The following is a 13,371-nucleotide window of genomic DNA, read 5'->3' as shown; positions in this document are numbered from 1 at the left end:
TTTTCGATGAGATTTGATGAAGCTTATTCAGGAAATGTGTTTATCAAAAGCCATCCGAGTTTTGAAGAGAGTGAAGCCGTCATTTACGGGATGCCGATGGACTGGACAGTAAGCTATCGTCCAGGTTCACGCTTTGGCCCGAGCCGGATTCGTGAGGTTTCCATTGGACTTGAGGAATATAGTCCATATCTTGATAAAGAGCTAGAAGAAGTGAAATATTACGATGCCGGTGACATTCCATTACCATTCGGAAACCCGCAACGCAGTCTTGATGAGATTGAGGATTTTGTTGATCAAGTGCTTGCTGCAGGGAAATATCCACTAGGTATGGGTGGCGAACATCTGGTATCATGGCCAGTCATGAAGGCTGTTTATAAAAAGTATCGCGATCTTGTAATTATTCATATGGATGCCCATACAGATTTACGTGAGCATTATGAGGGAGAAGCACTTTCTCACTCTACACCAATTCGTAAAATTGCAGACTTAATTGGCCCAGAGAATGTATTTTCATTTGGTATTCGTTCAGGTATGAAGGAAGAGTTCCAGTGGGCGAAGGAAAATGGGATGCATATTTCAAAATTTGAAGTGCTTGAACCATTGAAAAAGATTCTTCCTAAGCTAGCGGGTCGTCCTGTGTATGTAACGATTGATATTGATGTGTTAGATCCAGCACATGCACCGGGTACGGGAACTGTGGATGCAGGTGGAATCACGTCGAAGGAGCTATTAGCTTCAATTCATGAGATAGCAAAATCCGATGTGCGTGTGGTTGGGTCAGATTTGGTAGAGGTTGCACCAATCTATGACCCGTCTGAACAAACAGCAAATACAGCAAGTAAGCTGATTCGTGAGATGATTTTAGGGTGGGTACAGAAAAAATAAGTAGTCTTGTTAAAGCTTGGGCCTTGGGCTCAGGCTTTTTTTAGTGAGTGGGACTTAGGGGGTCGGGACTATTTTGGTGGCTGTAGATTTTGTAATGTCTCTGAGGAGGCTTATCAAAGACAAATAGTAGGGGTGTAGCTTTCAAAATGTCTTTGAAAGGGTCTATCAGAGACAAATACACTACCGGATATCCAAGTATTGTCCTTGAGCCGAGGTCTCAGAGACAATTCAGTATACTATCGCTGAAGTTTGTCCCCGAGCCAAGCCCTACCCCTCTGGAACTAAAGTCCTCCATAAATTAATTTTACCCATTATGACAATTCTTTCGAATCAGGCGAATATAATACATTTGAACTATATTTTATTTGATGAGGGAGGAATTTAATGGTTGGAGTTCGCTTTATCAAAATGGCCGCTCTTTACTTTGTGATTGGAGTACTTATTGGTATGGGCATGTCGATGTCACACAACTACACACTTACGGGAGTCCATGTTCATATTAACCTACTCGGCTGGGCTTCAATGGGGCTTGCAGGTATTGTATATTATTTATTTCCGCAAGCAGGAGAGTCGAAGCTAGGAAAAGTTCATTTTTGGCTTCATAACATTGGTTTGCCTGTGATGATGGTCGGACTCACTCTGTTAATGCTCGGAAATCCTGCTGTTGAACCAGCGATTGCAATCGGTGGCACACTCACAACCCTTGCTATCATCCTTTTTGTGATCAACGTTTTTATGAATGTCAAAGTCACAAAGCAATGATACTTTCATATAACTACCTAACTCGGCTAAGGTCGAGTTTTTCTATTTTAATTTGAAATCATTAAGCAAAATGCCGTATACTAGTAAAGTTAATGACTTATAGGGATGTGTGAAAATGAGTCAAGCAGGAACGCCGATTACACTTAAATTTGTAACCGAAATTAAGGAAGGACCGCGAAAAGAGAATGTTGCTTTTGACGCGAATGGTCTATACTACTTAAAAGGAAACAATACATACTTGCAGTTTGACGAAAAGCAGGAAACAGGGACGGTAAAGACGGTCATTAAAATCTCAGAAAAAGAGGTTCTCATTCTTCGTTCGGGCCAGGTGAAGATGCGTCAGGTTTACCGGAAGAATGAAACGACAAACGGTTCATTTCAAAGTGAGCTCGGGACTTTTGACCTTACCGCAAAAACAAATAATATCGAATATAAATGGTATAAAAACTCTCGAAAAGGGACGTTGTTTTTAGCATATGAGCTTTCACTGCATGGTGAAAAGTCTGGACTACATAAAATATCGATTACATTTAAGGAGCGAAACTAGATGAATGTTGTAGATCAAGTAAAAGAACGCTTGAAAGCGGAAATTAAGGATGCGGTTCTAAAAGCGGGACTAGCTACGGAAGACCAAATTCCAGAAGCTGTATTAGAGCTTCCAAAGGATAAAGCGCATGGAGACTATGCGACAAACATGGCGATGCAACTTGCACGTGTGGCGAAAAAAGCACCTCGTATGATTGCAGACGACATTGTTGCTAACTTTGACAAATCCAAAGCATCAATCGAAAAAATTGAAATCGCAGGACCTGGGTTTATCAATTTTTATATGAACAATTCATACTTAACGGACCTTATTCCGACTATTTTAACAGCTGGCGAGAAGTACGGAGAAACAAATGTTGGTAACAATCTCAAGGTTCAGATTGAGTTCGTTTCAGCAAACCCAACAGGTGACCTGCATCTTGGACATGCTCGTGGGGCAGCTGTTGGTGATTCTTTAAGTAATATTTTAGACAAAGCGGGCTATGACGTGTCACGTGAGTACTATATTAATGATGCTGGTAATCAGATTAATAATCTAGCGAAGTCAGTTGAAGCACGTTATCTGCAAGCTCTTGGTAAGGATGCAGAAATGCCTGAGGACGGCTACCATGGCCAAGATATTATTGGAATCGGAAAGCGCCTTGCTGAAGAATTCGGTGATAAGTATGTAGACATGGACGAGAAGGAGCGCTTCGACTTTTTCCGTGAATATGGGTTGAAGTATGAAATGGAGAAGCTTCAAAAGGATTTAGAAGAGTATCGCGTTCGTTTTGATGTATGGTACTCTGAGACTTCTTTATATCATAATGGAAAAATTGATAGAGCACTTGAAGCACTACGTAAAGCGGATCATATTTATGAAGAAGATGGTGCAACTTGGTTCCGTTCAACCGCGTTTGGCGATGACAAAGACCGCGTATTAATTAAAAATGACGGTTCATACACCTATTTAACTCCTGATATCGCATACCATCAGGACAAGCTTGAGCGCGGCTTTGAGAAATTAATCAATGTGTGGGGTGCTGACCATCACGGATATATTCCACGTATGAAGGCAGCAATTCAAGCACTAGGTTATAACGAAGATACGCTCGAGGTCGAAATCATTCAGCTTGTTCACCTCTTTAAAGATGGTGAGAAGATGAAGATGAGTAAGCGAACAGGTAAGGCTGTTACGATGCGCGAGCTGACTGAAGAGGTTGGTTTAGATGCAGTACGTTACTTCTTTGCGATGAGAAGTTCTGATACACATCTAGATTTTGACCTTGATTTAGCTGTATCACAATCAAACGAGAACCCTGTATACTATGCACAATATGCACATGCGCGTATTTGCAGCATGCTTCGTTCTGGTGATGAGATGAATATTGCGTTAGACGGAAACTACGAGCTTTCTTATATCAATTCTGAGAAAGAGGTTGATTTGTTGAAAAAGCTTGGTGAGTTCCCGGCAGCTGTAACAGAAGCGGCTGAAAAGCGAATTCCACATCGCATCACAAACTATATTAATGAGCTTGCAGCAGCACTTCATAGCTTCTATAATGCAGAAAAAGTGTTAGACCAAGACAATCTTGAAAAAACAAAAGCACGCCTTGCATTAATGAAGGCCGTTCAAATCACATTACAAAATTCATTAAAATTAATCGGTGTATCAGCACCAGAAAAAATGTAATCTTTTTACACAAGGCCCCTACTTTGAGTAGAGGGCCTTTTATGCGGGAATAATGAAGGGAAAAGGGAGGTACATACATGAAAGAAGTGATTTTGGCACTCTTAACAGGTGTCATAGTTGGCTTTCTATTTGCACTTTTAAAACTACCGATTCCCGCACCACCAGCACTCGCAGGGGTTACTGGAATAGTCGGCATTTACTTGGGGTTTAAGCTGTTCCAATGGGTGGCACCCTTGATACAATTTGGACCGAAATAAAAAAGCACCCGGTGTGGGTGCTTTTTTAGGTAGTGCGTTTGTATGTCTATATTTTGATAGTGACAGTATTCCTGAATTAGTGACAGTATTCCACACTCAAGAGTACATTTCGAAAGCTAAAAACGCCAAACCCCCTATAAAAAATGCGAGATCCACGTTGCAATCTTAATTTTAAACGTATTCTCCGCCTTTAATTCATTGATTCGTTCACGAGTAAGCTTGTTTGAATTCGTAAAATCCTCTTCAACAAGATCCTTGACCTGTTGAATCACATCTTTATCATAGATATAGCAATTAATCTCATAATTTGAATACAAACTTCTTTTATCAAAATTAGCTGTTCCAATATCACAAAGCTTATCGTCAACACAAATGACTTTGGCGTGATAAAACCCCTTTGTGTACATATAAAACTGAATGCCGGTATCTGAAAGCTCATCCATAAAGGGAATGGCTCCTTCTTTTACAAGTGGATGATCCGGCTTTTTCGGGAGAAGGATACGAACCTTAACCCCCCGTTTAACCGCATTTTTCAGTTCATTCTTGATTTTTTCACCGGGTATAAAATAAGGTGAGCCAATAATAATCTCCTTCTCAGCACCTTTGACCATATTCACAAAATTATTTTCGAGGTGAGCTCCATTTGTTGGAATAAGCTTCGTTTGTGACTTTCCTTTCGGTTGAGGTGGGAAATAATCCTCGTTAGTAGCGACAGCTTCTTTAGTCGAGTGTTGCCAGTCTTCTAGAAACTGCGTTTGTAGGTCGGTAACTCCTTCACCGGTCAGCTTTAAATGATAATCACGCCAGAATCCTAGCTCCGGATCTTGCCCGAGGTATTCTTTTCCAATATTGAAGCCACCTATATAACCTGTTTTTCCGTCAATTACCGAAATTTTTCTATGATTGCGTTCATTGAGTTTATAAAAAAAGTAAGGGAAATTCGGCTTATTGCTATAGCCAAGTGAAACGCCAGAGCGAGCCATTTCTTTTTCCATCTCTTTTGTAACGCTGTGACTCCCTACCCAATCCAAGAGTAACCGTACCTTTACACCTTGCTCCGATTTTTTTTTAAGAAGTTCAACAAATTCCTTACTAATATCATCATCCTTTAAAATATAAAACTGAACATGAATATGATTTGTGGCATTTTGGATTTCTGAAAATAAATCCTTGAAGAGTATTTCGCCTGTGGCAAAGAGGGCAATATCACTGTTTCGTTGGGGGAATTCCTCTTCTACTTGTTTTTTTAAATGACTTTTTCTACCGAGACTGTAATCAAGGCGGAGTAACAGTAATAGAATAATGATAATAAGGACGATCCAGATGATAGTTCGCAACAATCGATACTCCTCCTTCTTTAGGCTGTCACTTAGTTTATACTAAAATTAAAATGATTATTTGAGTTTTTTAAATAAAAATATTGACTGAATGCTCATTCATTATATAATGGAGGTATGAACTATATAGTCAGAAAATTATTTCCATTACAACACATGAAAGGAGTTTAGACATGAATACTCTTTTAATTATTAACCTGCTTGCATTTCTTGCTGTAACCGCTTACGCAGTTTATCTATTTGTATATTTAATTAAGACAAGAATTGCTTATATCAAGCTCGGCAAGAAGGTTGAATTTGATGGGAAAGTAAAAGAGCGTCTTCAGCAAATTTGGATCAATGTGTTTGGACAAAAGAAGCTGTTAAAGGATAAGAAAAGCGGAATCATCCATGTTATGTTCTTTTATGGATTTATCCTTGTCCAATTTGGCGCAATTGATTTTATTTGGAAAGGGCTAAAACCAGAGTCCCATCTTCCACTTGGACCATTGTACCCTGGCTTTACCTTTTTCCAAGAGATTGTCACATTTATGATTCTAGTAGCAGTCGTATGGGCTTTCCATCGTCGTTATGTTGAAAAGTTAGTGCGATTAAAAAGAGGTTTTAAATCCGGACTAGTACTTCTATTTATTGGCGGCTTAATGCTATCTGTATTACTAGGAAACGGTGCGGCATTAGTATGGCACGGACATGAAGCAACCTGGACAGAGCCAATTGCATCTGTTATTTCGCTTGCTTTAGGCGGACTAAGTGAAACAGCAGCAATTGTCATCTTCTATATTGCATGGTGGATTCACCTCATCTTCCTATTAAGTTTCTTAGTTTATGTACCACAATCAAAGCACGCCCATTTAATTGCGGGGCCAGCAAACGTATTTTTAAGCAGACAAACAAGCCCAGGCAAGCTTGAAAAAATTGATTTTGAAGATGAAACACAAGAAACATTTGGTGTTGGAAAAATTGAAGACTTCAAGCAAACACAGTTAGTTGACCTTTATGCTTGTGTAGAATGTGGACGTTGTACCAATATGTGTCCAGCAACCGGAACTGGAAAAATGCTATCGCCAATGGACTTAATTGTGAAATTGCGTGATCACTTAACGGAAACGGGTGCAGTCGTAACATCACGCGTTCCGTGGGTACCTGCTGTTGCATTTTCTCATACAAAAGGCAATCAGTTAGCGCTTGCTTCAGCTAGCCAAGGTGCTAATGAAACGGCTGCGACTGCTGAATTAGCATACAGTCCTAGCCTTATTGGTGATGTGATTACAGAAGAAGAAATTTGGGCATGTACGACATGTCGTAACTGTGAAGATCAGTGTCCAGTAATGAACGAGCATGTTGATAAAATCATTGATTTACGTCGCTATCTTGTTCTAACAGAAGGAAAGATGGATGCAGATGCACAGCGTGCGATGACGAATATTGAACGCCAAGGAAATCCTTGGGGGTTAAACCGTAAGGAAAAAGAAAACTGGCGTGAAGCCCGTGAAGATGTTCATGTTCCAACAGTAAAAGAAATGAAAAAATCTGGCGAGGAATTTGAATATTTATTCTGGGTTGGCTCAATGGGTGCGTTTGATAACCGTAGCCAAAAGATCGCATTATCATTTGCAAAGTTGATGAATGAAGCAGGTGTCAAATTTGCGATTTTAGGAAATAAGGAGAAAAACTCGGGTGACACACCACGTCGTCTCGGTAATGAATTCCTATTCCAAGAGCTTGCAACAAACAACATTGCTGAATTTGAAAAGGCAGAAGTGAAGAAGATTGTAACAATCGATCCACATGCCTACAATATCTTTAAAAACGAATATCCAGATATGGGTCTTGAAGATGTTGAAGTCTTGCACCATACAGAGCTATTATATGACCTAGTAAAAGAGGGAAGATTGGTTCCGAAGCATGCAGTAAACGAAGTTATCACATGGCATGATTCCTGTTATTTAGGACGATACAATGATGTCTACGATCCACCACGCGAAATCTTAAAACAAATTCCAGGTGTACAATTAGTTGAGATGGAACGTAATCGTGAAAAAGGAATGTGTTGTGGTGCTGGTGGTGGTCTAATGTGGATGGAAGAGGACACTGGTACTCGTATTAACGTTGCAAGAACAGAACAAGCCATTGCTGTTAATCCGACCTCCATTAGTTCTGGATGTCCGTACTGTTTAACAATGCTAAGTGATGGAACGAAGGCGAAGGAAGTAGAAGACCAAATTGGTACGTACGATATCGCTGAAATCTTAGAAAGATCAATTATCGGTGAACAAAAGGAAATTGCATCTTAGTGGTAAAATTAGATTTAATTTCCATCTTAAATATTGTAAACTAGAAATATAGGAAACATATAAAGTGTTGTAAGTATAATAGAATAAGAGTTATAGAGGTGTACAATATGTACGCCTCCTTCTTTCGGACGAGTCTGAGCGAGCGTTCAGTCGAAATAATGTAAGCGGTTTCGACAAGAGAGTGTCGAATCAAAAACAGGGAGGTTTGAGCATGGGGAAAACAGTAATTGTCAGTGGTGTTCGTACTCCGTTTGGAAAATTAGGGGGAAGTTTGAGTTCATTATCAGCGTCCGAGCTTGGAGGAATTGCAATTAAGGAGGCTCTAAAACGTGCTGGAGTCGAAGGTACGTCTGTTGATGAAGTTATTTTTGGTACTGTGTTACAAGGTGGCCAAGGTCAGATTCCTTCACGCCAAGCTGCGAGAAATGCAGGTATTCCGTGGGAAGTAAAAACGGAGACCATCAATAAGGTGTGTGCATCTGGGCTTCGCAGCGTCACGCTTGCTGATCAAATCATTCGCTCTGGTGACGAAGAGGTCATTGTCGCTGGTGGTATGGAGTCAATGAGCAATGCCCCTTACTTTTTACCGAAAGCACGCTTTGGACTACGAATGGGAGATGCCAGCTTAAAGGACTTAATGGTTCATGACGGCCTAACCTGTAGCTTCCAGGGTGTTCATATGGGAACCTACGGCAATGAAGTCGCAACAGAATTAGAGATTTCACGTGAAGAACAAGATAAGTGGGCATACCGTAGCCACGAGCGTGCAATTGCCGCAATAGAGTCAGGAAAATTTGCTGAGGAAATTGTTGCTGTAGAAGTCAAGGGTCGTAAAGGTGCGGTTAGTGTAGTTGATCAAGACGAAGCACCACGAGCAGATACAACGATTGAAAAACTTGCGAAGCTTAAATCAGTGTTCAATGCAGACGGTACAATTACAGCCGGAAATGCGCCAGGTGTAAATGACGGTGCAGCTGCACTTGTACTGATGAGTGAAGAGCGGGCAAAGCAGGAAGGGAAAACACCGCTTGCAACGATACTTGCTCATGCCGCGATATCGGTTGAAGCAAAGGATTTCCCAAAGACCCCAGGACTTGTCATTAATGAACTGCTCAAAAAGACAAGTAAAACAGTTGATGAAATTGATTTATTTGAAATCAATGAAGCCTTTGCTGCGGTAGCGTTAACTAGCGGAAAAATTGCAAATCTTGATCCTGAAAAAGTGAACGTCAATGGTGGAGCTGTTGCACTCGGTCATCCAATTGGAGCAAGTGGTGCACGAATTATCATTACGCTTATTCATGAATTAAAACGCCGTGGCGGTGGAGTCGGAATAGCTGCAATCTGTAGTGGTGGTGGCCAAGGCGACGCGATAATGGTGGAAGTCTAAAAAAGGGTAGTTTACTACTCCTGAGGAGGTTTGTTAAATGAATGTACAAAAAGTGATGGTAATTGGTGCCGGACAAATGGGCTCTGGGATTGCACAGGTTTGTGCAATGGCTGGATACGATGTAAAGCTCCATGACCTAAAGCAAGACTATCTAGACCGTGGGTTTGGGACAATTACGAAAAACCTTTCACGTCAAGTCGAAAAAGGGCGCATGAGTGAAGAAGACAAGGCGGCAACCCTGGGAAGGCTTACGCCGTCTCTTGATTTACAGAATGCAAGTGATGTCGACCTTGTGATCGAGGCGGCCGTTGAAAACATGGATATCAAAACAAAACTTTTCTCTCAACTAGATGAAATTGCACCTCAGAATGCTATTTTAGCAACAAATACTTCCTCTCTACCAATTACTGAAATTGCCGCAGCCACAAAGCGCCCGGAAAAAGTAATTGGCATGCATTTTATGAATCCAGTTCCTGTCATGAAATTAGTAGAAATTATACGTGGGTTAGCAACCACCGATGAAGTCTATCAAGTCATTGAAGATATGACAAAAACATTGAATAAGGTCCCGGTTGAAGTAAATGACTTCCCTGGGTTTGTGTCCAACCGTATTTTAATGCCGATGATCAACGAGGCTGTTTATACACTTTATGAAGGTGTCGCCACAAAAGAAGCGATTGATGAAGTGATGAAGCTTGGAATGAACCATCCAATGGGACCCCTAACCCTGGCTGATTTTATCGGGCTAGATACATGTCTATATATTATGGAGACCCTTCACGAAGGCTTTGGAGATGACAAATACAGACCATGTCCGTTGTTACGTAAATACGTGAAGGCTGGTTGGTTAGGTAAAAAATCAGGTCGAGGTTTCTACACATACGAAGGATAGGGGTGTGCTAACGTTATTCAGCAGGGGTTAAACCCCCGCAGAATAACGTTAAAGCCTCCGGCGGATGCCACAGATTTTCAAAGGAAATTTTTCGAGCTAGCTCGAAAAAATCTGGGCACAAATACGCCAAGGCGTATTTGATTTGACAACTCTTACAAATAACCCATATCAATAAGATCCCACATTGGAGGGAAACAGCATGAATTTTCATTTTACAGAAGAGCAAGAAATGATGCGAAAAATGGTCCGTGACTTTGCGAAAGAGGAAATTGCTCCGTTTGTGGAACGAATGGAAAAGGGAGAGTTTCCACGAGAAATCCTTTCAAAGATGGCTTCATTGGGCTTAATGGGGATCACGGTTCCGCAAAGATACGGTGGCGCTGGAATGGATTTTACGTCCTATATCATTGCGATAAATGAATTGTCTAAGGTAAGCGCGACAATAGGGGTTATTTTATCGGTTCATACTTCTGTTGGTACGAACCCCATTCTGTATTTCGGTACAGAGGAACAAAAGCGAAGATACATTCCAAAGCTTGCGAGTGGGGAGTATCTTGGGGCTTTTTGTCTCACTGAACCGAGCGCTGGCTCAGATGCCGCAAGCTTAAAAACAAGAGCCTTAAAGCAGGGCGATCATTATGTATTAAATGGGTCAAAGGTTTTCGTCACCAATGGTGGAGAAGCGGATGTATACATTGTCTTTGCCCGCACAAATGCGAATGAAACAGGTAGTAAAGGCATCACAGCATTCATTGTTGAAAAAAATACACCGGGCTTTGTGTTCGGGAAAGATGAACATAAAATGGGACTCCAAGGCTCGCGTACACTTCAAATTACACTTGAGGATGTTAAGGTGCCTGCTGAAAATATCCTAGGAGTCGAAGGTGAGGGCTTTAAGGTGGCAATGGCCAATCTTGGAATCGGTCGGATTGGCATCGCTGCACAGGCACTTGGCATCGCTGAGGCAGCACTTGAACACGCAGTGGAGTATGCGAAAGGACGCTATCAATTTGGAAAGCCGATAGCCTCTTTGCAGGGAGTTGGTTTTAAACTAGCCGATATGGCAACAAATGTTGAAGCGGCAAGACTATTAGTCTATCAAGCTGCCTTTCTACAACAGCAAGGCTTACCAGCTGGGAAAGAATCCTCAATGGCGAAGTTATTTGCATCGAAAACCGCGGTAGAGGTCGCAACAGAAGCGATACAAGTTTATGGTGGTTACGGCTATACCAAGGACTATCCGGTCGAAAGATTCTTCCGTGATGCTAAAATAACCGAAATCTATGAAGGTACCAGCGAAATCCAAAGAATCGTAATCAGCAAACATTTATAAAGTGGGACGAGGGACCTGTCCCTCTGTCCCAAATGGAGGAATGGATATGTATTTTAAGTTGTCTGAAGAGCATGAAATGATCCGTAAAATGGTTCGTGATTTTGCAAAGAATGAGGTTGCACCAACTGCGGCAGAGCGCGATGAAGAGGAACGCTTTGACCGTGATATTTTCGATAAAATGGCAGAGCTCGGGTTAACAGGAATTCCGTGGCCTGAGGAATATGGTGGCATTGGTAGTGATTATTTAGCCTATTGTATCGCGGTTGAGGAGCTATCAAGAGTGTGCGCATCTACGGGAGTTACACTTTCAGCTCACACGTCACTTGCCGGCTGGCCAATCTATAAATTTGGTAATGAAGAGCAGAAACAAAAATACTTACGTCCAATGGCGCAAGGTGAAAAAATCGGTGCTTATGGATTAACCGAGCCTGGCTCCGGATCTGATGCAGGTGGAATGAGAACAACGGCTAGATTAGAAGGTGACCATTATGTCTTGAACGGATCAAAAATCTTCATTACAAACGGTGGTATCGCTGATATTTATGTGGTGTTTGCATTAACAGACCCAACATCTAAACATAAAGGTACAAGTGCATTTATTATCGAAAGTGACTTCCCGGGCTTCTCTGTTGGGAAGAAAGAACAGAAGATGGGAATTCGTTCGTCACCTACAACAGAAATTATCTTTGAAGAGTGTCGTGTACCAAAGGAAAACTTACTTGGCGAAGAGGGAGAAGGATTTAAAATTGCAATGATGACGCTTGATGGTGGCCGTAATGGGATTGCTGCACAAGCTGTTGGAATTGCACAAGGAGCCCTAGATGCAGCAACAGACTATGCAAAGGAACGCGTTCAGTTTGGTAAACCAATTGCAGCTCAACAGGGTGTTGGGTTTAAGCTTGCGGACATGGCTACAAATGTCGAGGCAGCTCGTCTCTTAACCTATCAAGCTGCATGGTTAGAATCAGAAGGGCTTCCATATGGTAAGGAATCTGCGATGTCAAAATTATTTGCTGGGGATACTGCGATGAAAGTGACAACAGAAGCGGTTCAGGTCTTTGGTGGCTATGGTTACACAAAGGATTACCCGGTTGAACGATATATGCGCGATGCGAAAATTACTCAAATCTATGAAGGCACACAAGAAATTCAACGTCTAGTAATCTCGAGAATGTTAACAAAATAGTGGGACAGGGGGACAGGTTCGGAGTCCCAGCAACAAAGGGTGGGACTCCGAACTTGTCCCAAGAAGTCTAGCTCCAGGCGCCATCGGTTCTATGGTCTAAGCCGATAGACGGCGCCTTGCACTTTTTAAGTTGGAGGTGACATAGTGCGAAGGAATGATGTTCCAGCTTCGGTGAAGGATGAGAAGTTGATTAAGAAACGAAGGGATCAGATGATTAAGGGTGCGGTGACTCTTTTTAAAGAAAAAGGGTTTCATCGATCGACAACGAGAGAGATTGCGAAAGCGGCAGGCTTTAGCATCGGCACACTCTATGAATATATTCGAAAAAAAGAGGATGTTCTGTATTTGGTAGTAGACGGTATTTATGACCAGGTTCAAGAACGTCTTCAGCAAGCAATTACAACCAAAGAAGGCAGCATTGAAGGCTTGAAACTAGCCATCCGCAACTATTTTTTAGTTATGGACGAAATGCAGGATGAAGTACTTGTGCTTTATCAAGAGGCAAAGTCGCTTTCAAAGGACGCACTTCCGTATGTGTTAAATAAGGAAGTAGAAATGGTCGGCATGTTTGAAAAAGCAATTGAAGATTGCATTGCAAACGGGGAACTTCAATTGCCGAAAAAACAGGTTGAGTTAGTTGCCCATAATATTTTCGTTCAAGGACAGATGTGGGGCTTTCGCCGCTGGGCAATGCGTAAGCTCTTCACACTTGATGAATATATTGATATGCAAACGGAGCTTTTATTAAAGGGGATTGAAAAGTAGTGTAATTTCTAGCTTGAGGTTAAAAGACAATCAGGTCGGAAGGTAAATACAC

12 protein-coding genes are annotated in these 13,371 nt (G+C 41.6%); 11 read left to right on the top strand and 1 reads right to left on the bottom strand.

All coding sequences use genetic code 11. The annotated features are described in order from the left end of the window. Positions 1-6 precede the first annotated feature (6 nt). The 5 genes from speB (at position 7) to CZ490_RS16585 (ending at position 4,122) form a co-directional block, all read left to right on the top strand. Positions 7-885, top strand: coding sequence for an agmatinase (gene speB, locus CZ490_RS16605; protein ID WP_077619951.1), 879 nt, complete (start codon positions 7-9; stop codon positions 883-885). A gap of 384 nt (positions 886-1,269) precedes the next feature. Continuing rightward, positions 1,270-1,647 (top strand): cytochrome-c oxidase, encoded by a 378-nt coding sequence (locus CZ490_RS16600; RefSeq protein WP_077619950.1) that lies wholly within the window; start codon positions 1,270-1,272, stop codon positions 1,645-1,647. Between the two features lie 115 nt (positions 1,648-1,762). Further along, positions 1,763-2,194, top strand: coding sequence for a YwiB family protein (locus CZ490_RS16595; RefSeq protein WP_407639791.1), 432 nt, complete (start codon positions 1,763-1,765; stop codon positions 2,192-2,194). Beyond that, positions 2,195-3,865 carry an arginine--tRNA ligase gene (gene argS / locus CZ490_RS16590; protein WP_077619948.1) on the top strand — a complete coding sequence of 557 codons (1,671 nt, stop codon included), beginning with the start codon at positions 2,195-2,197 and terminating at the stop codon, positions 3,863-3,865. It begins immediately after the preceding gene. 77 nt (positions 3,866-3,942) lie between these two features. Then, entirely contained in the window at positions 3,943-4,122 is a 180-nt protein-coding gene (locus CZ490_RS16585) for a XapX domain-containing protein (protein WP_077619947.1), read from the top strand. Between the two features lie 134 nt (positions 4,123-4,256). Here CZ490_RS16585 and cls read toward each other — a convergent pair whose 3' ends face one another. Next, positions 4,257-5,462 (bottom strand): cardiolipin synthase, encoded by a 1,206-nt coding sequence (cls, locus tag CZ490_RS16580; protein ID WP_077619946.1) that lies wholly within the window; start codon positions 5,460-5,462, stop codon positions 4,257-4,259. Positions 5,463-5,632: 170 nt separating this feature from the next. On the opposite strand from cls, the gene CZ490_RS16575 reads away from it, so the two are divergent. The 6 genes from CZ490_RS16575 (at position 5,633) to CZ490_RS16550 (ending at position 13,319) form a co-directional block, all read left to right on the top strand. After that, positions 5,633-7,753 (top strand): (Fe-S)-binding protein, encoded by a 2,121-nt coding sequence (locus CZ490_RS16575; RefSeq protein WP_077619945.1) that lies wholly within the window; start codon positions 5,633-5,635, stop codon positions 7,751-7,753. Positions 7,754-7,964: 211 nt separating this feature from the next. After that, a complete protein-coding gene (locus CZ490_RS16570; protein ID WP_077619944.1) occupies positions 7,965-9,143 on the top strand; it encodes an acetyl-CoA C-acetyltransferase in 1,179 nt (392 codons plus the stop codon). Between the two features lie 37 nt (positions 9,144-9,180). Next, the gene (locus CZ490_RS16565) at positions 9,181-10,035 is read left to right on the top strand and encodes a 3-hydroxybutyryl-CoA dehydrogenase (RefSeq protein ID WP_077619943.1); all 855 of its coding nucleotides are present in this window, start codon (positions 9,181-9,183) and stop codon (positions 10,033-10,035) included. Between the two features lie 199 nt (positions 10,036-10,234). Continuing rightward, positions 10,235-11,368, top strand: a complete 1,134-nt coding sequence (locus tag CZ490_RS16560) for an acyl-CoA dehydrogenase (RefSeq protein WP_077619942.1) — start codon at positions 10,235-10,237, stop codon at positions 11,366-11,368. A gap of 46 nt (positions 11,369-11,414) precedes the next feature. Continuing rightward, on the top strand, positions 11,415-12,554 hold the full coding sequence (locus CZ490_RS16555; RefSeq protein ID WP_077619941.1) for an acyl-CoA dehydrogenase: 1,140 nt from the start codon (positions 11,415-11,417) through the stop codon (positions 12,552-12,554). Positions 12,555-12,698: 144 nt separating this feature from the next. Further along, positions 12,699-13,319, top strand: a complete 621-nt coding sequence (locus tag CZ490_RS16550; RefSeq protein WP_077619940.1) for a TetR/AcrR family transcriptional regulator — start codon at positions 12,699-12,701, stop codon at positions 13,317-13,319. Positions 13,320-13,371 lie beyond the last annotated feature (52 nt).

Source organism: Litchfieldia sinesaloumensis (assembly GCF_900156865.1).
Classification (GTDB): Bacteria; Bacillota; Bacilli; order Bacillales; family Bacillaceae_L; genus Ferdinandcohnia; species Ferdinandcohnia sinesaloumensis.
The sequence above is the reverse complement of the archived record's forward strand: the minus strand, read 5'-3'. Positions and strand labels throughout refer to the sequence as shown.